Here is a 21,916-nt window from a genome sequence, read left to right on the forward strand (position 1 = left end):
AAAGCCCCTCGCGCTTCTGTCTATTATGCTCCAAAACCCCAACAGCTTCATCCCGCCCGGCACTGCCGAACGGGGGATGGTCAGAGTACATCGGGCGATTGCCCGGCTGCGCCTCGGTTGGGTTTGGTGTGGGTCGGATGCGTTGCGCAGCCGGGTCTTTCACCATGCCGTATCTCGCAAGGGCCGTGCACGGCGCGTTGCGAAATGGTCCCTTCCACGAACGTTGCCAGCGTTCCACCACCAGGACCGTCCTTCGGTTTCCGCCACGTCTGGCTTCCACCCGGCAGGACTGGTGAAAGGATAACAACGCCCGTGACCCCGGGGAAAAGCGGGGAAGACAATTTTTGGCGTCAGTCGTCTTTCCGGGTGACGTGGCGGTGGATTGCGGCGATATCCTGCCGCAGTGCCGCCAGTTCGGCGAGCACTTTGACATCGATCTTTTCATGCAGCGAAAGAACCTCGAGCTCGGCCTTCAGGTTCACCTCATAATCCTTGGTGGCCTCGAAACGGTCGCGGGCCGCCTGGCGGTTCTGCGACATCATGATGATCGGCGCCTGGATGGCGGCCAGCATGGAGAGCAGCAGGTTGAGGAAGATGAAGGGATAGGGGTCGAAGGCGCGGGTGGTCAGCACGATGGTGTTGATGATGGCCCAGAAGATCAGGAAAAAGCAGAAGCTGAGGATGAACCCCCAGGAACCGCCGATCTTGGCGATATTATCCGCCAGCCTGTCACCGACACTGGCGCCGGCGGAAAATTCCGCGTTGATGTCGCTCGAAACCAGCTTTTTCTGGTGCGACAGTTCCAGGATACGCCGCTCCACCTCGCCGATTTCGCGGGAGGAGCGTTTGAAATGCGACGTGATGTAGTCGGAGATATCTGACACGGTGTGTCTCCGGTTCTGATGGGGTGCCTGTGCGTTTCCCGAGATAACCCCGCATGGCGGCGGAATTCAAACATTTTCCGTCACAATTCGGTTCGGGCGTTTCCATCAGGCCGTCACACGGCCGGCGTGCCCTCATGCAGCCAGTTGAAGCCGGGGAAGAAACGCTCGCGGCCATATTGCTGGCCGAACATCATGTCGAATTGCAGCAGGCGGTAATCTCGCACCACGTCTGGAACGGCGTTCGGTGCGATCGACCAGTCGGGCAGGGCCTTGCCATCGGTTGCCACCAGCATATGCCGGTCGATGACGGAGAAGGCCTGCTGAACCTCACCCAGCGTGCCGGTGTAGAAGGGATCGGAGAAACCTGCGGTCTTCAGCACGTGATAGGGCAGAAGCGCCGGGCTGATGGTGCCGATATTCTTGCGCACGCCCTTCTTCGACGACCAGACGACGAGCGGCGTCTCATGTTCCTTCTTCATCACTTCCAGCGGCGCGCGGCGGCTGGCGACCATGCCCGGCATGTAACCGCTTTCCACAAAGGCCTGGCCGAGCGGCGGCAGGTGATCACCGAAAAGGACGATGATGGTTTCGCGATCGCGTTTTTTTGCCCAGCGCATCAGCTTCAGCAGCGCTTCGTCTGCTTTCACGACACCCTGCGAATAGGTGGCGAGCGCCTCGGAAGCCGAGGTGGAAAGACCGCCCGTTACACCGATGGTGTTTTCAGCATAACGGTTCGTTTCGTAAGGGCCATGTCCCTGCAGGGTGACGGCAAAAAGGAAGAGAGGGTTCTTTGCCGTATCCGTGGTCGCCATGATTTCGTCCATCAGCGCGTCGTCGGAGGCGAAGTTGCCGCGTTTTTCCATGGCCGGCAGCGTCTCTTCGGAGCGGAATTCCTCAAAACCGAAATTTTTATAGACCTGCTTGCGGTTCCAGAACCATTCCTGGAACGGATGCATGGCAATGGCGGAATAACCTTCGCCACGGAAGAAGCTGGCAAGTGAAGGCACCGGACGGCGGATATATTGCTGGTAGGGAATGCTGCCATAGGGCAGGAAGGCGTTGGAAAAACCGGTCAGCGCCTCAAATTCCACATTGGCCGTCATGCCGCCGAACTCGGGGGAAAACACATTGCCGGACTGTTTGGCGCGGATCGTCGGCATGGGGTCGGCCGACAGCTCGACGTTTTCAAGCCGGGTCGGATCCCACAGCGATTCGCTCATCAGCATGATGATATCGGGGTAATCGCCCTTATTGGCAGCAAAGGAGGCGGGTTTCGAGGTGAGATCGGCGATGCTGCTATCGCCGTAACCCTCGGGCGCCGAGACATTGGCCATGGGAATGTTGAAGGCGAAGGCCATCAGGAAACCGTTATGGCGGTAATTTTCCTGCTGGTCCCACATCATGGGAATGATGTTGAGGCGATCACGCACCCAGGAATAATGCGAATAGTCCATCAGCGAGGCGAGACCGGCAAGAAGCGGCAGCGTGAGCATGAGACCCGCGGCGCGCTCGCGCCAGCTTAAGCCCGGCGAATGGCGGCGCGCCAGCAGCCAGAGCGCCACAAGCGCGGCGATGGCGGCGCAGAGGCCGAGACCCACAAGCGCAGCCGTCAATGGTTGCGCCTTCAGCATGGTGGGCAGAAGCTCAAGAATCTGGCGGCCGAACAGCAGGTCGGAAGGGTAAAGCGGATCGGAGAGATAGGTCTGTTTTTGCGCAGAAATAAGCCCCGTCAGCGCGCAGAGCGGCGCAATTGCAATCAGCGACAGGTAACGTCGGCCAAGCATGGCATCCAGCGCCACGAGAAGGGCGAGCATGGCGGCGATGGTGGTCACGCCCGGGCGGGCGGGGGAGGTGAGGAAGGCGCCAACGTCATGGAGCGAACCACGGGCGATCCATTCCAGCGAAACGACGAGTACGATGGATGCGAGCGTGAGATTGGCAAGCGTATAGGCAGTGCCCGAAAGCTTCGAAAGGCCCCTTTTTGCCGCAGGCGAAAAGACAAAACCAGCCTTTTCGGAAGCCGTTGTTTTTGGCGCCGAATGTTTCAAACCCATACTCCGGTATTTCAGGCGGCAGCGCCGATCCGGGGAGGTGAATCGGGCGTTGCAAAAGTGTCATGTAACTGTCACATAAGCGCGATGAATGCGACATGAACTTTGCTGACTCTGGCGGGCGTGGTGATAACCTTCGTGTGAACGGGGATACCGGTCCTTGAGCCGCTGCGGTATGCAATTGCCGCGTTGCGGAGCGGCCACGGGCGCGGTATTGAATGGGCATGAGCGACAGACACGATATCAAGAACCATCTCCGGATTGCCGTTGGGCAGTTCAATCCGACTGTTGGCGACGTGGCGGGCAACCTCGCCAGGGCGCGTGAGGCGCGGGCCGATGCGGCGACGCAGGGCGCCGACCTGCTGCTTCTGACCGAGCTGTTCATTTCAGGCTATCCGCCTGAGGATCTGGTGCTGAAGCCGGCTTTTCTGAAAGCATGCCTGAAAGCGGTGGAAGAACTGGCGGCAGAAACGGCCGATGGTGGGCCGGGTGTCGTCATTGGCTTTCCGCGCCAAGGCGAGACGGGCCGGCACAATTCGGTGGCGCTGCTGGATGGCGGCAAGATCATTGCGCTGCGCGACAAGATCGACCTGCCAAATTACGGCGAGTTCGACGAAAAACGCGTTTTCTCCGAAGGGTCGATTTCCGGTCCCTATAATTTCCGTGGTGTGCGGATCGGCATTCCGATCTGCGAGGAAATCTGGAACGACATGGGCGTGTGCGAGACGCTGGCCGAAAGTGGGGCGGAAATCCTGCTGGTGCCGAATGGGTCGCCCTATTATCGTGGCAAGCTGGATGTGCGCCATCAGGTGGCGCTCCGGCAGGTGATCGAGAGCGGGCTTCCGCTCGTTTTCGCCAATCAGCTGGGCGGGCAGGACGAGCTGGTATTCGACGGTGCGAGCTTCGCCTTTAATGCAGACAAGACGCTCGCCTTCCAGATGAGCCAGTTCGAGGCCACGCTTGCCGTCACCGACTGGAAACGTACCGCGGACGGCTGGCGCTGCGAGAGCGGGCCATTCTCGAAGATTCCCGAGGGCGAGGAGGCGGATTACCGCGCCTGCATGCTGGGCTTTCGCGACTATGTTAACAAGAACGGTTTCAAGAGCGTGGTTCTTGGCCTTTCCGGCGGTATCGATTCGGCGATCTGCGCTGCCCTTGCCGTCGATGCGCTTGGTGAGGAGCGGGTGCGCTGCATCATGCTGCCTTACCGCTATACCTCGGAAGAATCGTTGAAGGATGCCGCCGATTGCGCCCGGGCGCTCGGTTGCCGTTACGATATCGTGCCGATCGTCGAGCCGGTGGAAGGCTTTCTCTCGGCGCTGTCAGAACTTTTCGAGGGCACCGAAGAGGGCATCACCGAGGAAAACCTGCAGAGCCGCACGCGCGGCACCATTTTGATGGCCGTTTCGAACAAGTTCGGCTCAATGGTGGTGACGACGGGTAACAAGTCGGAAATGTCTGTGGGCTACGCCACGCTTTATGGCGATATGAATGGCGGTTTCAACCCCATCAAGGACCTCTACAAGATGCAGGTCTATGCCATTTCCGCCTGGCGCAACGCCCATGTGCCGCCGGGTGCGCTGGGCCCTTCCGGCGAGGTGATCCCCGCCAACATCATCGCCAAGGCGCCATCGGCCGAATTGCGCCCCAACCAGACCGACCAGGATTCGCTGCCGCCCTATCCGGTGCTGGACGATATTCTCGAATGCCTTGTCGAGAAGGAAATGTCGGTCGAGGAAATTCTGGCGCGCGGCCATGATTTGGCGACCGTGCATCGGGTGGAGCATCTGCTCTACCTCGCCGAATACAAGCGCCGGCAATCGGCGCCGGGTGTTAAGATCACCAAGAAGAATTTTGGGCGTGACCGGCGTTATCCGATCACCAACCGGTTCAGGGATCGGTGACTAAGGCGGTTTCCGGAAGGCGCGTTTAAGGCCGGTCCTGCGTCATCGAGGTTGATTGCCTGTGAGACGGTGCGGCATATTTCTTCTCCCCGCCGGGGAGAAGGTGGCCCGAAGGGTCGGATGAGGGGGCACGATTGCCGTATCTCACTACCCTTGCCCCCTCATCCCGCTGCCGCGACCTTCTCCCCCTCGGGGAGAAGAAACATGCGGCATGCGCTCGGTCCACGATGGGGGTTCATGAATGGCGCGGAGAAAACCCCGCGCCACTCTTCACTCACCTCAAATAACCTGCCCCACATCGATGCGATTGCCATCAGGGTCTTCAAAGACAAAGGCCCTCAGACCATAATCCTTGTCCTGCAGCCCCTTGATGATGCGCAGCCCATGGCTTTTGCAAATCGCGTGCAGCGCATCGACATCGCTCACCATCATATGCGCCACGTTGAAAGGAGCTGCCCTGTGGGCCGGCTGCAATGTCAGATGCAGCTCGGCATTGCCCTGTTTCAGGATCATGAAGCCGACGGGATTGCCGTTTTCGAAGGTCTTTTCGAAACCGAGTACGCCGACATAAAAATCATGGGCCTTTTCGATACTTCTGACAGGAAGCATTGCGGCGATCCGGCCGAACCGGATGCCGTGATCGGCGATGGTATTCATCGCGGAACCTCGGATCTGGGAGAAACGGGGAGGGTCACGGGCGGTGCCGGAACGCTGGCGTTTTTTCCGATTTGAATTTGCAGGACGGTGCCTGCGGCCATAGGATCATAATCACGGCGGTGGTTAAAGCAAACGGAATGTGCGCGCGTGCCAACGGTCCGAGCCAGACTTTTAAAGCCCGGGAGGCAGAATGCGCAGTTCCATCGAAATCTTCAACATCCGCACCCGACAGATGCGGATTGTGTGGCAGACGCCTGACCTGTTCGAGGCGCCGAACTGGTCGCCGGATGGCAAATATCTGCTGTTGAACAGCGAAGGGCTGATTTATCGCCTGTCTCTTACCGGTGATGCGTCGCCGGAGAAGGTCGATACCGGCTTTGCCACGCTCTGCAACAATGACCACGGCATTTCGCCTGATGGTTCGCTTTATGCCATTTCCGACAAGGTGGAATTCGGCAAGAGCGCCATCTATCTCCTGTCCTCGGCAGGCGGCGTGCCGCAGCTGATGACGAAGAACCTTCCTTCCTACTGGCACGGCTGGTCGCCGGATGGGAAGAGCTTTGCCTATTGCGGCATTCGTGATCAGGTTTTCGATATTTACTCCATGGACATAGACAGCGGCGTTGAGACACGCCTTACCCATGGTGAAGGCCGCAATGACGGGCCGGATTATTCGCCTGACGGTGCGTGGATCTATTTCAATTCCAGCCGTACCGGGTTGATGCAGATCTGGCGGGTGCGGGTGGATGGTTCCGCCGTCGAGCGTATAACCGACAGCCCCTATGGCGACTGGTTTCCACACCCGTCTCCGACCGGTGATAAGGTGGTATTCGTTTCTTATGACGCCGACGTCTTCGATCATCCGCGCGATCTCGACGTGCGGGTGCGGCTGATGGATATGGATGGCGGCAATGTCGAAACGCTTTTCGAGCTGTTTGGCGGGCAGGGCACGATGAACTCTCCCAACTGGTCACCTGATGGCGACGAGTTCGCTTATGTCAGATATTTCCCGGTGGAATGATGAAGGCAAGCTGCGGCAGGCCACATTGCCGCACCACCTGCACGACACTTGTGTTCGCAAGCTTTTTTGCCCATAGCTTCACCCGTCAGGTGCCCGCCCTCCGGCGGGAGAATCGGGAATCCGGTGAAAAACCGGAACGTGCCCAACGCTGTGAGGCGGATGCTCTGTTTCTCATGCCACTGAAGCAATTCGGGAAGGCGAAACGGGGCGGATGAAGCTTAGTCAGAAGACCGGCCTGGCAGGATGGACCGAACCGCGCGGACGGCGGCAGGTTGCTGGAAAGCGCGTCGTCGCTGCAAACCTCCCATGGTTTCGGCACCGGCCCGCCCGCATTGTTAGGGATAAACGATGCCGACCGAACCGCCCGTCACCACGCCACACGACACCAACCCCTTCGATCACGCGCTTTCACCCGCTCGCCCGTTTTCCGGGGACGAGCGCGAGGCGATCTACCGCGCCATCGAGACGCGGCGTGATGTGCGCGACCAGTTCCTGCCAGAGCCGCTGCCGGATGATCTCGTCGAGCGCCTCCTGAGAGCGGCGCATGCCGCTCCCTCTGTCGGTTTCATGCAGCCGTGGAATTTCACTCTCGTTACCGATAGCGCCGTGCGTGGGGCTGCATGGGAAGCCTTCAGCCGCGCCAATGAAGAGGCGGCGGCGATGTTTGCGGGCGAGCAGCAGGCGCTTTATCGCAGCCTTAAGCTCGAAGGAATCCGCAAGGCGCCGCTCAGCATCTGCGTCACCTGCGATCCGACACGGGGTGGCAAGGTGGTGCTGGGCCGCACCCATAATCCGCGCACGGATGTCTATTCCACCGTCTGCGCCATCCAGAACCTCTGGCTCGCGGCCCGCGCCGAAGGCGTCGGCGTTGGCTGGGTCAGCATTTTCCATGACAGCGATATCAGGGCCATTCTGGATATTCCCGATCATATCGAGATCGTCGCCTGGCTGTGCCTCGGTCGCGTCGATACGCTTTATACCGAACCGGAACTGGCGGTGAAGGGCTGGCGGCAGCGCGTGCCGCTGGAAGAGCTTGTGTTTCGTAACCGCTGGGGTGGGGTGTAAACACGGAGGCCTGCGAATAGGGCGGGACATTGGCGTGCATTTCTTCTCCCCGCCCGGGAGAAGGTGGCCCGAAGGGTCGGATCAGGGGGCAACATTGCCGTACCTCACCACCCTTGCCCCCTCATCCCGCTGCCGCGGACTTCTCCAAGGCGGGGAGAAGAAATACGCCTCGCGCGCTCGCTGACGACGTAGTCACTGCTGCGGCTGTATACCTTTCAGCGCCGGGTTTTTCAGGTCGATCTTGCCGGTCTGGTCCGGCAGGAATTTGGGTCCGATGACACGCACTTTCGCATCGTTCGGGTCATAGTCGCGCTCGGGAACGGGTTGCTCCGGCGGCTTTGCGGCCTGCTGCTCGGCGGGCTTTGGGGCCTTGTCACCTTGGGGTGATGGAATGGTGGTGATGCTGGAATAGGGCTTTTCGGCTTCCGGCCGGGACGCCTGTTCCTGCTTTTGCATCTCCTCGTGATAGGCTGCCATGTTGCAGGCGCAGCCGGGCGCTTTCGTTGAGGCATTGCGATAGGCGAAGGCGGTGGGCAGGTCCTTGTAGGGTTTGCCGGTCTCAGCGGACACCATGTCTGCTGTTTCCTGATCCGTCATGGAGTGGAAATAGAGTTCCGTTTCGGTTCCCGGGCACATTTTCTGGCACTGTTCGGCCTGGGCGCGGAAATCGAGCGGCGAGGCGTTGGAGGCGATCGGGAAGAAAGAGCCGTCGCAGGTGCGCACGCAGAGTGTGCGAAGCCCGCCCTCGGCGGAGGCATTGGGGTAGGGCGAAAGTCCTGTCTGTCCCGGCTCAACGCCACCCTGCCTGAAGGCATCGGGATAACGGGTTACGTTGGGAGCCTGGGGCGGTCGCGTGGCCGTTTCCGGCATCGTCGTGCAGCCATTGGCATCGAGGGCGGCGAGAATGCGCTCGCGCCTGACGTCACTGTCGTCGTTCCTCGCCGCCGCCATGGCATCGTCGCGGTCGCGGATGATCGCGTCACGTTCGGCCTCGGCATCCACCAGCGCATCGCCGATCTCGGCGCAGAGCCCGGCATTGGGATTGCCATAAACGATGACGCTGCCTGATGAGCAGCCATAGCTGCGCATGTCGTTCCTGATCTTGCGGATGACGATGTTCTGGCGGGCAAGCGCATTGGCGTAACGACGCACCTCGGCCGTATTGCCGATGACGCGCGGCGGCTCGCGCAGCTGTTGATAAAGCGTATCGCAGACCTGGTCCGCAAAAGCGGCGGCAGGAGCGATGAGAACAAGGGGAAGCAGGAGGCCGATGATGCGGCTGCGCCGGGTCAATTGTGCGATCCGTTTGATGTCCCCGGCCTGTGGCAGGGGTGTTATGCTTCGGGAAATCCGTGTTTCAGGAAGATAACATAGGCTGTTGCCGCAATGCGGCAACAGCATGTTCAAAACTGCGTTAATGCGCCTTCATCACACCGAAGGGTGCGAGGCCTGCACCACGGCAAAGGCCGCCATGTTGACGACGCCGCGCGAGGTGACGCTGGGCGACAGGATGTGGGCGGGCAGGGCCGTGCCGAGCAGGATGGGGCCAACATGCAGGCCTTCCGTCAGCGTGCGGGTGACACCGAGCGTGATGTTGGCGGCGTCGAGGTTCGGGAAGACCAAAAGGTTCGCCTCGCCGGTCAGCACGCTGTTCGGCATCGCGCGCTTGCGCAGCGTTTCCGACAGGGCCGAGCCGCCCTGCATTTCGCCGTCCACTTCCAGTTCGGGTGCGGCCTGCTGGATGATCTTCAGTGCGCGGCGCATCTTGCGGGCGCTTTCCGAGTCACGCGAGCCGAAGTTGGAGTGGCTGGCGAGCGCGATCTTCGGCGTGATGCCGAAGCGGCGGATTTCCCGGGCCGCGAGAATGGCCATTTCCGCCACTTCTTCTGACGTCGGGTCGTTGTTGACGAAGGTATCGGTCAGGAACAGCGCGCCCTGCTGGGTAATGAGAAGGCTGAGGCCCGCAAAGGAGCGCACACTTTCCTGCTTGCCGATGATCTGGTTCACGTCGCGCAGATGGCGGTCGTAGCGGCCTTCCAGACCGCAGATCAGCGCATCCGCTTCGCCACGCTTCACCGACAGCGCACCGATGACGGTGGAGTTGGTGCGCACGATGGTGCGGGCGGCTTCCGGATTGATGCCGGCGCGGCCAACGAGGGCGAAATAATCATCCACATATTCACGGTAGCGCGGATCGTCTTCGGGGTTGACCACGGCGAAATCTGCATGCGGGCGGATGCGCAGGCCGAAGCGCTTCAGGCGCGTTTCGATGATCTGCGGGCGGCCGATGAGGATCGGGATGCCGGTGCCTTCTTCCAGAAGCACCTGGGCGGCGCGCAGCACGCGTTCGTCTTCGCCTTCGGCAAAGATGATGCGCTTCTTTTCGGCGGCCTTCGCGGCGTTGAAGACAGGCTTCATGATGAAGCCCGAGCGCCAGACAAAGCGGTTCAGCTGGTCGAGATAGGCTTCGAAGTCGGTGATCGGCCGGGCGGCGACACCGCTTGCGGCGGCGGCACGGGCAACGGCCGGCGCAATCCGCAGGATAAGGCGCGGATCGAACGGCGAAGGAATGAGGTAGTTCGGGCCGAAGACCGGCGTTTCGCCGGTATAGGCCTTGGCGGCCACTTCGGAAACTTCCTCACGCGCCAATTCCGCGATGGCCTGCACGGCGGCCATCTTCATTTCCTCGTTGATCGTCGTCGCGCCGCAATCCAGCGCCCCGCGGAAGATATAGGGGAAGCACAGCACGTTGTTGACCTGGTTCGGGAAGTCCGAGCGGCCGGTGCAGATCATCGCATCCGGGCGGGCCGCACGGGCCGCCTCCGGCATGATTTCCGGATTGGGGTTGGCAAGCGCCAGGATCAGCGGGTTTTCCGCCATGCGCTCCAGCAGTTCCGGCTTCAGCACACCGGCTGCGGAAAGGCCGAGGAAGACATCCGCGCCGTCGATCGATTCGGCCAGAACGCGCTTGTCGGTCTTCTGGGCGTAGACTTCCTTCCACTCGTCCATCAGCGAATTACGGCCGTCATAAACGAGGCCTTCAATGTCGTGGACCCAGATATTTTCTTTCTTCGCGCCCATGGCGACAAGCAGATTGAGGCAGGCAAGGGCTGCCGCACCGGCGCCTGACGCAACGATCTTGACGCTCGACAGCGACTTGCCAGCTAGTTCCAGCGCGTTGGTGACTGCGGCGGCGACGATGATCGCGGTGCCGTGCTGGTCGTCGTGGAAGACGGGAATATTCATCTTCTCACGCAGCTGACGCTCCACCTCGAAACATTCCGGCGCCTTGATGTCCTCAAGGTTGATGCCGCCGAAGGTGGGTTCCAGCGCTGCGATGGTGGAAACCATGTCATTGATGCCGGGCGCGTCGATCTCGATGTCGAAAACGTCGATGCCGGCGAATTTCTTGAAGAGGACGGCCTTGCCTTCCATCACGGGCTTGGAAGCGAGCGGGCCGATATTGCCGAGGCCGAGAACGGCCGTGCCGTTGGAGATGACGGCGACGAGATTGGCGCGGGCGGTGTAATCTGCCGCCATTTCCGGATTTTCATGGATGGCGAGGCAGGGGGCGGCCACACCCGGCGAATAGGCGAGCGCCAGATCGCGCTGGTTGCCGAGCGGCTTGGTGGCCTGGATTTCCAGCTTGCCGGGGCGTGGGTAGCGGTGGAAAAAGAGCGCCTGTTCCTCGATGTCGGCCTTTGCCGTGTTGGCGGGCGTGTTGTTCTTATCGTGAGAGGTCATGTCTTCCACCGTCGTATCTGGTTTTATTTCGGACCCCTGAATACAACAAACTTACCCGTGGTACAGCCGTTATTTGACCGCACCTTATGCAAATGCGGCCATGGCTTATTCGCGTTTTCGTGAAAGCTTTCGTCATATTCCCTATAAAAACCGGCGTCTGTCATGTTGCTGAAACACGAGTCTGGTTCTGAGAGGTAAGAAAGCCGCAGGGACGCAACCGAACAGGGGGATGAAATCCGTGGCCGGTCAAATCGAAACCAGACAGTTCAGAACGCTTTTCATTTCGGATGTTCATCTCGGCTCCAAGGCGGCCAAGACGGATTATCTGCTCGACTTCCTCAGACATCACGAAGCCGAAACGATCATCATGGTCGGCGACATCGTCGACGGCTGGCGGCTGCGCCGCAGCTGGTACTGGCCGCAGGGCTGCAACGACGTGGTGCAGAAGCTGCTGCGCAAGGCCCGCAAGGGAACGCGCATCGTCTATATTCCCGGAAACCACGACGAATTCCTGCGGGAATTTCCCGGCATGCATTTTGGCGGCATCGAAGTAGCCGAGCGGATGATCCACGAGGCAGCCGACGGCAAGAAATATCTGGTCATCCATGGCGACGAGTTCGATGTGGTTGTGCGCAATGCCCGCCTGCTCGCCTATCTGGGCGACTGGGCCTATGATGCGGCGATCGCCATCAACATCGCCCTTGCCGCCGTGCGCCGCCGCATCGGTCTGCCTTACTGGTCGTTTTCGGCCTGGGCCAAGCTGCAGGTCAAACACGCTGTCAACTTCATCGGCGAGTTCCAGCGCGTGGTGGCGGATGAAGCCCGGCGCAACAATGTGGATGGGGTGATCTGTGGTCACATTCACCACGCCGTGATGGAAGACATGGACGGCATCCGTTACATCAACACCGGCGACTGGGTGGAAAGCTGCACGGCGATTGCCGAGAACGCCGATGGCAGCTTCGAGTTGATCACCTGGATGCAGACGAGCGAAGTGGTTGCCGAGCAGACATCGGACGAGATGGAGCCGGTAAATATTCCGGGGCTGATTGGCAAGCACGCGGCCTGATTGGGGTCGGTTCAACAGGCAGGGCGATCCCTAAGGGCGGGATGGTTCAGCTCTCTGTCGTCATCCTTGGGCTTGTCCCAAGGATCTGCAACCAATTGATTTCGCGCGACGTGGATAGATTCTCGGGACAAGCCCACTGCTGTCCGGTTTAAATTTGCGGCCATTGGAAGGCTATCTGGTTTTGGTTTGTGGGTTTGTCTGGTGGCGGGTTGAGAAGCCGATCGGTGCGTCGTCGGTGCATGAGGTTTGCGCGTACCAGCCTGGCGAAGGCGAGTGGGCTTGGCACGGTCTTCTGGTCAGCCTGCGCCAATCGCAGCAGCAGGTAAGCGATCAGAGCGACAGCGATCTGGATGCGCACGGCATTTTCTGACGTGCCGAGGAAATGGCCGATCTTCAGCGTCTGCTTGACCCAGCGGAAGAACAGTTCGATCGCCCAACGGCGCTTGTAGAGATCGGCGATCTCGTGAGCCGGTGCATCGAGATCACTGGAGAATATGCGCAACACCTTTCCCGTCTCGGTCCTGATGGTGATCTCGCGGACCGGATCGCTGAACGGATTTTTGCGGCTTTTGGCCTGGCGGGCCGGCAACAGGCCGATGCGGTCGGACAGGATGACACCGTCGCCGTCCACCGCCTGCTCATGGGTGACCGTCAGCGGCGTGTGCGACTTGAACCGGGTGACGATCCGGCATCCGGCTTTGTCCAGCTTGGCCCACCAGCCGAAATCATAATAGCCAAGATCAAAGACATAGGTTGCGCCTGATGCGATCGGCATGGCCTTGGCAGCCGTGATGTCGTTGATATTGGCCGGCGTGACCGCCGCATAGATCGGTTGTTCGGCATCCGCATCGTAGACGATGTGGACCTTGACGCCGCAGGCTTGATGGGAAAACCGCGCCCACTGCGATCCGGCACCGGAGAGGCGAACCCCTGTCGCATCGATGAGGTAGGTTGCCTCGCCCACCGCCCGGCGCAGGCCGCGTCCCGCCATCGCCACCATCTGCGCAAACAGCCCGGCAAAGACAGGGCTCGGACGCAGACGATTGGCATCGGCAAGCGTCGAGCGCGACACCGGCTTTGCGCCGACATGATAGAGCCGTGCAGAGTGGCTCTCAAGGCCAAAGACGATCTCGCGCAGGCTCACCGAACCCGCCAACTGCCCATACAGGAGGGCGATGAACTGGCTTTTGGTCGACAGCCGGCGGACATGCTTGTCAGCCCCGTGTTCATCCACAAGCCGCTCAAACGCCGCCCAGGGAATACGCTTCAAAAGATCATGAAAGACGCTATTCTTGTGCCGCACGGTGTTGCTCCTCTTTCGTGTCCGAGATCGTCGCCAAACGCTCGAATACGGGTAGAATCAACACCGTGCGCCATGTCCACCAAATTTAAACCGGACAGCAGTGGGACAAGCCCGAGGATGACGTCGAGTGTGAGGCAAGGTTGGTCATACAGTTTACGTGATATTGCAAAGATTATTGCGATGTTCGGCGTAGTGCTTTCACACGAAACCCGAACGACGGCTCTTATCCCCACAACTCCGGCCGTGCCGGATAAACCAGCGAACCCTCATAAACCAGCCCAGGCTCCCGGTCCTCAGCCAAAAGCAACGGCCCGTCGAGATCGGCAAAGGCCGTGCCCTGCGCGACGAGCACGGCGGGGGCCATGCCGAGAGAGGTGCCGAGCATGCAGCCGACCATGATGGTGAAGCCGAGCCTTTCGGCTTCCGCCTTCATGACAAGCGCTTCCGTCAGGCCGCCGGTCTTGTCGAGCTTGATGTTGATGGCATCGTAACGATCGCGCAGGGCGGCGAGGTCCTTGGTGGAATGCACGCTTTCGTCGGCACAGATCAGCACCGGATGGTCGATGCGGGCGAGAATCGCATCCTTGCCGGCGGGAAGCGGCTGTTCGATCAGCGATATCTTCAGTTCTGCTGCAAGCCTCATATAATATTCGATATTGTCGTCATTCCAGCCTTCGTTGGCATCGATGATGATGCGTGCCTCGGGCGCGGCGGCACGAACGGCGCGAAGGCGGGCTTCATCATCGGCGGTGCCGGTCTTGATCTTGAGAAGCGGCCGTCCGGCATTTTCAGCCGTCTTTGCGGCCATGGTTTCTGGATCGGCAAGCGAGATCGTATAGGCGGTGACGAGTGGCTTTGCGGCCTGTCCCAGAACCTGCTCGGCGGCGCTCTTGCCGCTCATTTTTGCTTCGAGGTCCCACAGCGCGCAATCGACCGCATTGCGGGCAGCGCCGGGTTTCATCGCCTGCTGCAATTCCTGCCGTGTCAGGCGGCCGGCGACCTGCTCGGCAACCGCCTTTATATCGGCGATGACGCCCTCAATGCTTTCGCCATAACGCGGATAGGGCACACATTCGCCTTTGCCGGTAAAGGAACCATCGCGGATGATGCACGTTACGACATCCGCATGCGTGCGGGTGCCGCGTGAAATGGTGAAGCTGCCGGCAACGGGGAAACGTTCAGTTGTGGCTTGAAGGTAACGGGGCATGTTTTTTCACTTCCTAATAGGCGTCAAAAGACACATGACGCCAAATTTATCGCGAATTGTCGGCCGTCACTGTGGCTTGCCGAAGGCCAAACCGTTATGAAACCATTAAGAATCTCGTGACGGCTGCACTCGCTCGGAGCATTATGCAAGAACAGGACACACGGCAACAGGCGAACCCGGCCGCAATTTCCGCAGACGATACCGTCTCCGGCGGCGCGTCGCGTTTTGTGCTGAGTGGTTCCTGGCGCAACAGCAATCTCTCCGGCATTTTTCCCATTCTCGACAAGATCGAGAAAGACGCATCTTCCAGCGCTGCGGAAATCGATCTCTCGTCCATCGAGGCGATCGACACCACCGGCGCCTGGATCATCCAGCGTCTGCGCCGGGATCTTGAGGCGAAGGGGGCCACCGTCACCGTGACGGGCAATGACCAGATTGAAGAGGTCATTTCCCAATTGCCTGAAAAGGTGGAGATGGAGGGCGAGGCGCCTAAGAAGGTGGGGCTTGCCGAGCGCATCTTTGCACCGATTGGCCAGGCTGTCGTCCAGAACGGCGCGGATTTCCTGGCGGGCATGTATATTCTCGGCTCGGCCGTGCGCGGGGCGCAGATGAAGCTGGGACGAGGGCGCGGCGTTTCGCCGGCGGCGATCGTCAACCAGATCGACCATATGGGCGTGCGCGCCGTGCCGATCATCATGCTGATGTCGTTCCTGATCGGCGCGATCATCGCCCAGCAGGGTGCGTTCCAGCTCCGGTATTTCGGTGCCGAAGTCTTCGTCGTCGATCTCGTCGGCATTCTGCAGTTGCGTGAAATCGGCGTTCTCTTGACCGCCATCATGATCGCAGGCCGCTCCGGCAGCGCCATCACGGCGGAAATCGGCTCGATGAAAATGCGCGAGGAAATCGACGCGCTGAAGGTGATCGGTCTTAATCCGGTTGGCGTGCTCGTCTTCCCGCGGCTTGTGGCGCTGACGATTGCGCTGCCGCTATTGACGATACTCGCCAATTTCGCAGCGCTTTTTGGCGCAGCCATCGTCACGCTGCTTTATTCCGGCATCACGTTTGAAGTGTTTCTGTCGCGCCTGCATGGGGCCGTGGAAGAATCGACCATTGCGGCGGGCATGATCAAGGCGCCGTTCATGGCGCTGATCATCGGCATCGTCGCGGCGGTTGAGGGCATGAAGGTGGGTGGTTCGGCGGAATCGCTCGGCAAGCACGTTACCTCGTCGGTGGTGAAGTCCATCTTCGTCGTCATTCTGGTGGATGGCCTCTTTGCCATCTTCTACGCAGCCATCGATTTTTAAGGAGGGCGCGTTGGAAACTTTGGACCAGAAACCGCAAGAGACAAAAACCGCAAAGGACGGCCGTGAGGCGGTACTTTCTGTCGAGGGCGTGACTGTCGGTTTCAACGGGCGGAACGTGCTCGAAAATCTCGACCTCGACGTTTATCGCGGTGAAATCCTCGGCTTCATCGGCCCATCCGGCGCCGGCAAATCGGTGTTGATGCGCGCGATTTTGCGGCTGTTGCCACGGCAGGCGGGCGCCATCCGCATTCTCGGCACCGATTATGACAAGGCGAGCGAAGATGACCGCATGATGCTCGATCAGCGCCTTGGTGTGCTGTTCCAGCAAGGCGCATTGTTTTCCGGCCTGACGGTGAAGGAAAACATTCAGCTGCCGATGCGGGAATATCTCGACCTGCCGAAGAAGCTGATGGACGAGCTTGCCTACCTGAAGATCGAGATGGTGGGGCTGAAGGCCGATGCGGGCGACAAGTATCCTTCGGAACTGTCCGGCGGCATGATCAAGCGTGCGGCCCTGGCCCGGGCGCTGTCGCTCGATCCGGACCTCGTCTTCCTCGATGAGCCGACATCCGGCCTCGATCCCATCGGCGCGGCGGAATTTGATATGCTGATTGCGCGCTTGCGCGATTCGCTCGGCCTGACCGTTTATATGGTGACGCACGACCTCGACAGCCTGTTCTCCGTCTGTGACCGCATTGCGGTGCTGGGACAGAAGAAGGTGCTGGTGGAAGGGACATTGCAGGACATGTTTGCCTGCGACGACCCGTGGGTGCAGTCCTATTTCCGCGGCAAACGGGCCCGCTCTGTCGTTCTTCCGGACGGCAAACACGAAAATCCGGTGGAGTAACGGGAAGCATGGAAACCAAGGCGAACTACACCATAGTCGGAATTTTCACGCTGATCGTGATCGCCGCCGCATTCGGCTTCGTTTACTGGATGGCGGAATTCGGCCGTGGCGGCCCGACGGCGCAGCTTGTCGTGCGTATTCCGGGCTCCGCCAACGGCCTGTCCGTTGGTTCGCCGGTGCGGTTCAACGGCATTCCGGTCGGCACCGTGCGCGGCCTTGCCATTGACCGCGACGACCCGGCCTATTCCATCGCCTTTACCGAAGTGCAGGCCGATGCCCCGGTTTTCCCGTCGACACGCGCCGTGCTTGAAATTCAGGGCCTGACCGGTGCCGCCTATATCGAGCTGTCCGGCGGCAACAAGGATGGCGAGCGTATTCTGCAGAAATCCGTCGAAAGCGGCGTTCCCGCCGAACTGACCGCCGATCTTTCGAGCGTCACCAACCTGCTTGCCACCGCCGACAAGATCCTGAAGCGCGCTGACGGTGCGATCGGCGAATTGCAGGGCTTCGTGCAGGATGCGCGCGGCCCGCTGACGCAGACGGTGCGTAATGCCGAAAAGTTCTCCGATGCGCTGGCAGCCAATTCCGATGGTATCAAGAATTTCATCGCCAGCCTGAGTTCGCTTTCCACCACCGTACAGTCGGTCTCGGTGCGTCTTGATGGCACGCTGACGGCCATCGAGGATCTGGTGAAGGCGGTGGATGCTGGGAAGATCGATTCCATCCTGTCGAATGTCGACAAGGTGACGAAGGATGTCGCGTCCGCTTCCAGCGATATTCAGGGCATTATGGAAACGGTGCAGAGCACAGCGAAAAACTTCGAGGCGGCGAGCACGGAAGTGCAGACGGTCGTCAAACGCGCGGATGAGCTTCTGGCGTCGGTCGATCCCGCCAAGGTCAGCACCGCGGTGGGCGATGTTTCCGCTGCGACCGCCGATGCGCGCGATGCGGTGGCGAACTTCAAGCGGATTGCCGATGATGTCGGCGCTCGCCGCGCCGATATCGACCAGGCGGTTTCCGATTTCACCGAAATGGGCCGCAAGCTGAACCTCGCCTCCAGCCGTGTCGATGGCATTCTGGCCAAGGTGGACGGCATGCTCGGCACCGACGATGCCAACTCGCTGTTTGCCAAGGCGCGCGAGACGCTTACGTCGTTCAAGGCGGTGGCCGACAATCTCAACGCCCGCATCGGGCCGATTGCCGACAATCTGACCCGTTTCTCCAGCTCGGGCCTGAAAGATTTCCAGGCGCTGATCGGCAGCACGCGACAGACGGTCGACAATCTCAACAACGCCATCACCAATATCGACCGCGATCCGCAGCGGTTGATCTTCGGCGGCGAAACCGTGAAACAATATGACGGCAGAACAAGGCGCTAAGAGGGGTATGGGCCAATGAGACTATCGATGAACGGCCAACGCCGCACCCTCATTCTGGCGCCGCTGCTTGCCGCCTTGATGGCAGGCTGCGCGGGTGCGCCAAAGAACGACACGTTCGATCTCTCCGTCTCTTCGGCGGCGGTGACGCAGGGGCCGTCGCTGAAAAGCCGTCAGCTGCTGATTGCCGATCCGACCGCGCTGAAGGCGCTCGATAGCGAGAACATCGTGGTGCGTCTATCTGGCTCCGAGGTGCAATATCTCGGCAATTCGCAATGGAGCGACCGCCTGCCGCGCATGGTGCAATCCAAGCTCGTGGAAGCCTTCGAGGATACCGGCAAACTCGGCGGTGTCGGCCGCCCGGGGCAGGGTCTCGCCATCGACTATCAGGTCGTGAGCGATATTCGTGCCTTCGAGATCGATACCGCGAAGAACCTCGCCAATATCGAAATATCGGTGAAGCTGTTGAATGACCGCAACGGCACGGTGAAGGCGCAGGAAGTGTTCCGCGCCAGCGCCCGCGTCAGCGGTTCCGGCAATGCGAACTTCGTGAAGGCACTGGATCAGGCCTTCGCTGCCGCTACGCGCGAGATCGTGGCCTGGACGTTGAAATCGCTTTAAGCAGCTTGCAGTCGTCTCATTGAGGGGAAAAAGAGTGCGTTCCGACTGTCTCTGATAAATGAGATGAGAAGCGCCGTGTCTCGAAACGGCGATACGCCCGGCGTACAACCGGGCGGAATTTCATCGCGGCTTCAGCACCGACCTCGTCGCGATCTTCAGACGTTGTTTCGTTCACTTCCCCTGTGCGCCACGGCCGCCCCTCAGGCGGCGTCCTGCTGCGACTTCCATTCCGGCAGTGGGAAAATCCGGTCATAGCTCCAGTTGAAGACGAAAGCATAGACCACGTAGAACAGCGCAAAGGAAATATCCATCACCAGCGCGTGGACGAGGCTGATATTCAGATACCAGGCGATGAAGGGCATCAGCACGATCAGCAGGCCGAGTTCGAACAGCACCGCGTGGGCTACGCGAATGGCTGGCGTCTTCAGCGTCGTGCCTTTCAGCCGCTGCATGGCATGGTCGAAGCCGAGATTATAGACATAGTTCCACACCGTGGCGAGCGTGGCGCTGACCAGGCCGACAACGCCGATATCTTCCATCGGCATGCCAAAGAGCAATGCGCCAAGGGGAATGATGAGCAGAAGGCCGATGATTTCAAAACTGAGTGCGTGGCGAATACGATCTTGCAGGGAGCGCATTTCATTCTCCGGTATGTGACCGGGCCGTCCCGCATGCTGTCGCCGATATGGCCGAGGTCGTCCTCGCGCTCGGTCATATAGAGCTTTTGGGTGGATTTTTCAAGCGTGGCGCTTTCCCGCGCTGGGAGTGTTCCGTTTCTCTCGCGCGCCAACGAAACCGTGATCGGAACCAGACCGGCGTATTTTCGTTATCGCTCATGGAAGGAGGCGCGCCATGCAGCAGAAACCCTCTGAGGGAAGAACGATCCAGGCCGCCAATACGGCGAATGCTTCGACTTACACGCCAAGCCTCATTTCCCTGAGGGAAGTTATGTGGCGATGATATTTCGTAGACCGCTTTGCCAAAATCCGCTGGATGTGCGGAAGAAATAAGGGCAGGGCTATTTGCCTTTTGCTTTGTTCGTACATCGAAAACGACGACTGCCGACATGATGATGAGCTTTAGATGTCTCTAAAGTGTGATTTTCAATCAGGCTCGTCTCCACCTAGACTGGAGATTGCCACAAAAGCGAAGGGAGAATGACATGAAATCAGTTCTCATTATCGCCGCTGTCTTTGGTTTTTCCGCCAGTGCAGCGCTTGCGGAATGCGCAGGTCATCAACAGATCAACGCTTCCGTTCCTGCCGTAGACCGTGAATTCAAAACTGCAAGCATCGTTCCGCCGACGGACCCGGTTGAGAAGCCCGTCGTCATCCTGAAAAAGACCGACAGACTTCCTGCAGCAGTTGCAACGACCGGTGAGCCCGAAGCCGCAATGCAGCGCATGCAATAGACAAGAACAATAAACTCTTTATTCAGAAAATCCCGTGCGTGAGGTAATCCGCACGGGATTTCGCTTTTTTGAAAACGATAGCAGCAGGGGACGATATCCCGTGCTCAAGGCTTGCTTCGCGCGCCTTCGCCAGCGTTTCCACGGCCGCTAGCTATCGAGTTTCAGCGACAGCTGCTTTGGCCCTTCGTTCTTCTTGAGAACGTAGAGCGGGCGGGTGATGATGACTTCCGTTCGCCGCTGCAATTCGCGGCGCCGTTCCAGCGCGCGCTCGCGCATATCGCGGGAGCGGGCGACGACGGAAAGAGCATTTTCTATGGCTGCGTCTGATGTGTTCATCGCTGACCTCCATAATGTTCACTTTATGTTCTCATTATTGGTGGCTTGTGTCAACACTATGGCACGGTCATGGGCGGGCAACGATGTGGGGTTGAAGATAAGCTGGGCCTGAGCACGGCAGGCCACATCGATGTCATGCGAGAGGGGCTCCGGCTACGTTGGGGCTTTCACGACGCGGCGTAGCGTTCCGGCAGTGTCGGTCACGACACTCCGGTCTGCTGGATCGATTTTTTGCGATGACGTTCCGATATGGCGGGAGGCACTGACCCGCCAGTCGTCAGGAGGAGATCAGGAGAGGGGTCTTTGGTCCGGCGCGGGGATGCCGCCAGCGGTGAGGAGATCGGTGAGATGCTCGCTGGCAAGCGCGACGATGGCAAGGGCGGCCTGCTGGCGGTTCCAGCCGGCATGTTCCGCTTTTTCGATTAGCCCTTGAATGGAAGGCTCAAGCGCGAACTGGCACTCGGCCTGATAGTCCATGGTGTCGATCGAAAGCGATGGGGAATTGATTGCAGCCCGCATCCTTTGGTCTCCCTGTTTTCCGACATGCCCATCCTACGCAAAACGCAAATCGGAACATGCACATTCAGAGGCCTGTGATATCGCGCAGGTTCGAGAGCCTGCGCTTATCACTGGCAGCGAATCCCCCAGCAGGCGGACGTTAGCGGCAAGTCTCGATCGCTGTCAACGAACGTTCGGTAGCGAGGAGACTATCATGCTCGTTTTCAGAGCCTTCCGTTCCGGAATGGTTTTCGCCTCCAGATCAGGAGCGCCATGACATAAAGTGCAAAAAGCACGAACCATGTCACGGGCAGCACCATGAAAAGCGCCGCATAGGCACAATTTCCCTCAAAACAGGAGCCGAGAAATCCCGAATCGGCGAGGGCTGCGGATAATAAGAACGCGCATATTCCGCTCCCGACAGCGCCGAGAATGAAAAGCGATATGTTGATGAGCAATCTCATGGCCCCGATCATAGGGATGATTGAGACAGCTTTGCGGAGACGCAGAGGGTTATCACGCCGATATCTCACCGTTTCCGGAATTCTCCGAAAGATCGGTGTTTGCGCAGTGGCGGAGACGCCCGACCGGTCGCCGGTTCAGGCCCCGCCTTGATCG

At 59.7% G+C, this 21,916-nt stretch carries 20 protein-coding genes and 1 riboswitch; of the genes, 9 read left to right on the plus strand and 11 right to left on the minus strand.

What is annotated here, in order from left to right; genetic code table 11:
- Positions 1 to 350: 350 nt before the first annotated feature.
- Positions 351 to 884 (minus strand): DUF1003 domain-containing protein, encoded by a 534-nt coding sequence (locus ACFVTJ_RS04515; RefSeq protein WP_386904962.1) that lies wholly within the window; start codon positions 882 to 884, stop codon positions 351 to 353.
- 113 nt (positions 885 to 997) lie between these two features.
- Entirely contained in the window at positions 998 to 2,938 is a 1,941-nt protein-coding gene (locus ACFVTJ_RS04520; RefSeq protein WP_386904964.1) for an LTA synthase family protein, read from the minus strand.
- Between the two features lie 221 nt (positions 2,939 to 3,159).
- Here ACFVTJ_RS04520 and ACFVTJ_RS04525 point away from each other — a divergent pair, with 221 nt between their 5' ends.
- Positions 3,160 to 4,839 (plus strand): NAD+ synthase, encoded by a 1,680-nt coding sequence (locus ACFVTJ_RS04525; RefSeq protein WP_386904966.1) that lies wholly within the window; start codon positions 3,160 to 3,162, stop codon positions 4,837 to 4,839.
- Between the two features lie 279 nt (positions 4,840 to 5,118).
- On the opposite strand, the gene ACFVTJ_RS04530 is transcribed toward ACFVTJ_RS04525, so the two are convergent.
- On the minus strand, positions 5,119 to 5,496 hold the full coding sequence (locus ACFVTJ_RS04530) for a glyoxalase superfamily protein (RefSeq protein WP_386904967.1): 378 nt from the start codon (positions 5,494 to 5,496) through the stop codon (positions 5,119 to 5,121).
- Positions 5,497 to 5,686: 190 nt separating this feature from the next.
- Here ACFVTJ_RS04530 and ACFVTJ_RS04535 point away from each other — a divergent pair, with 190 nt between their 5' ends.
- The gene (locus ACFVTJ_RS04535; protein ID WP_386904969.1) at positions 5,687 to 6,517 is read left to right on the plus strand and encodes a hypothetical protein; all 831 of its coding nucleotides are present in this window, start codon (positions 5,687 to 5,689) and stop codon (positions 6,515 to 6,517) included.
- Positions 6,518 to 6,587: 70 nt separating this feature from the next.
- Positions 6,588 to 6,771, plus strand: a riboswitch (cobalamin riboswitch).
- A 94-nt stretch (positions 6,772 to 6,865) separates the two neighbouring features.
- Positions 6,866 to 7,582, plus strand: coding sequence for a 5,6-dimethylbenzimidazole synthase (gene bluB / locus ACFVTJ_RS04540; protein ID WP_386904971.1), 717 nt, complete (start codon positions 6,866 to 6,868; stop codon positions 7,580 to 7,582).
- A gap of 192 nt (positions 7,583 to 7,774) precedes the next feature.
- Here the strand turns inward: bluB and ACFVTJ_RS04545 are convergent, their stop codons facing one another.
- Positions 7,775 to 8,875: a DUF2865 domain-containing protein gene (locus tag ACFVTJ_RS04545; protein WP_386904973.1), complete on the minus strand. Its 1,101-nt coding sequence runs from the start codon at positions 8,873 to 8,875 to the stop codon at positions 7,775 to 7,777.
- Between the two features lie 135 nt (positions 8,876 to 9,010).
- A complete protein-coding gene (locus ACFVTJ_RS04550; RefSeq protein WP_386904975.1) occupies positions 9,011 to 11,326 on the minus strand; it encodes an NADP-dependent malic enzyme in 2,316 nt (771 codons plus the stop codon).
- Between the two features lie 229 nt (positions 11,327 to 11,555).
- Between ACFVTJ_RS04550 and ACFVTJ_RS04555 the strand changes: the two genes are divergently transcribed.
- On the plus strand, positions 11,556 to 12,395 hold the full coding sequence (locus ACFVTJ_RS04555) for a UDP-2,3-diacylglucosamine diphosphatase (RefSeq protein ID WP_386904977.1): 840 nt from the start codon (positions 11,556 to 11,558) through the stop codon (positions 12,393 to 12,395).
- A 148-nt stretch (positions 12,396 to 12,543) separates the two neighbouring features.
- Here ACFVTJ_RS04555 and ACFVTJ_RS04560 read toward each other — a convergent pair whose 3' ends face one another.
- Positions 12,544 to 13,698 (minus strand): IS4 family transposase, encoded by a 1,155-nt coding sequence (locus ACFVTJ_RS04560; RefSeq protein ID WP_386904624.1) that lies wholly within the window; start codon positions 13,696 to 13,698, stop codon positions 12,544 to 12,546.
- Between the two features lie 223 nt (positions 13,699 to 13,921).
- On the minus strand, positions 13,922 to 14,905 hold the full coding sequence (gene dgcA, locus ACFVTJ_RS04565) for an N-acetyl-D-Glu racemase DgcA (RefSeq protein WP_386904978.1): 984 nt from the start codon (positions 14,903 to 14,905) through the stop codon (positions 13,922 to 13,924).
- A 143-nt stretch (positions 14,906 to 15,048) separates the two neighbouring features.
- On the opposite strand from dgcA, the gene ACFVTJ_RS04570 reads away from it, so the two are divergent.
- From ACFVTJ_RS04570 to ACFVTJ_RS04585, 4 genes are read left to right on the plus strand one after another with little or no spacing between them, the layout of a single operon-like run.
- Positions 15,049 to 16,209, plus strand: coding sequence for an ABC transporter permease (locus tag ACFVTJ_RS04570; protein ID WP_209088249.1), 1,161 nt, complete (start codon positions 15,049 to 15,051; stop codon positions 16,207 to 16,209).
- Between the two features lie 10 nt (positions 16,210 to 16,219).
- Entirely contained in the window at positions 16,220 to 17,056 is an 837-nt protein-coding gene (locus ACFVTJ_RS04575) for an ABC transporter ATP-binding protein (RefSeq protein ID WP_386904980.1), read from the plus strand.
- A gap of 8 nt (positions 17,057 to 17,064) precedes the next feature.
- Positions 17,065 to 18,435 carry an MlaD family protein gene (locus ACFVTJ_RS04580; protein ID WP_386904982.1) on the plus strand — a complete coding sequence of 457 codons (1,371 nt, stop codon included), beginning with the start codon at positions 17,065 to 17,067 and terminating at the stop codon, positions 18,433 to 18,435.
- A gap of 15 nt (positions 18,436 to 18,450) precedes the next feature.
- Complete coding sequence (locus tag ACFVTJ_RS04585) at positions 18,451 to 19,053, plus strand: ABC-type transport auxiliary lipoprotein family protein (protein ID WP_386904984.1); 603 nt, start codon at positions 18,451 to 18,453, stop codon at positions 19,051 to 19,053.
- 200 nt (positions 19,054 to 19,253) lie between these two features.
- Here the strand turns inward: ACFVTJ_RS04585 and ACFVTJ_RS04590 are convergent, their stop codons facing one another.
- The gene (locus tag ACFVTJ_RS04590; RefSeq protein WP_386904986.1) at positions 19,254 to 19,691 is read right to left on the minus strand and encodes a PACE efflux transporter; all 438 of its coding nucleotides are present in this window, start codon (positions 19,689 to 19,691) and stop codon (positions 19,254 to 19,256) included.
- 524 nt (positions 19,692 to 20,215) lie between these two features.
- On the opposite strand from ACFVTJ_RS04590, the gene ACFVTJ_RS04595 reads away from it, so the two are divergent.
- Positions 20,216 to 20,464 (plus strand): hypothetical protein, encoded by a 249-nt coding sequence (locus ACFVTJ_RS04595; protein WP_003502962.1) that lies wholly within the window; start codon positions 20,216 to 20,218, stop codon positions 20,462 to 20,464.
- 147 nt (positions 20,465 to 20,611) lie between these two features.
- Here ACFVTJ_RS04595 and ACFVTJ_RS04600 read toward each other — a convergent pair whose 3' ends face one another.
- The 3 genes from ACFVTJ_RS04600 to ACFVTJ_RS04610 form a co-directional block, all read right to left on the minus strand.
- Positions 20,612 to 20,800, minus strand: a complete 189-nt coding sequence (locus tag ACFVTJ_RS04600) for a hypothetical protein (RefSeq protein WP_006315378.1) — start codon at positions 20,798 to 20,800, stop codon at positions 20,612 to 20,614.
- Positions 20,801 to 21,088: 288 nt separating this feature from the next.
- Positions 21,089 to 21,319, minus strand: a complete 231-nt coding sequence (locus tag ACFVTJ_RS04605; RefSeq protein WP_386904988.1) for a hypothetical protein — start codon at positions 21,317 to 21,319, stop codon at positions 21,089 to 21,091.
- A 203-nt stretch (positions 21,320 to 21,522) separates the two neighbouring features.
- The gene (locus tag ACFVTJ_RS04610; protein ID WP_006315380.1) at positions 21,523 to 21,774 is read right to left on the minus strand and encodes a hypothetical protein; all 252 of its coding nucleotides are present in this window, start codon (positions 21,772 to 21,774) and stop codon (positions 21,523 to 21,525) included.
- Positions 21,775 to 21,916 lie beyond the last annotated feature (142 nt).

The sequence above is a fragment of the Agrobacterium sp. NPDC058088 genome, assembly GCF_042885035.1.
Lineage (GTDB): Bacteria > Pseudomonadota > Alphaproteobacteria > Rhizobiales > Rhizobiaceae > Agrobacterium.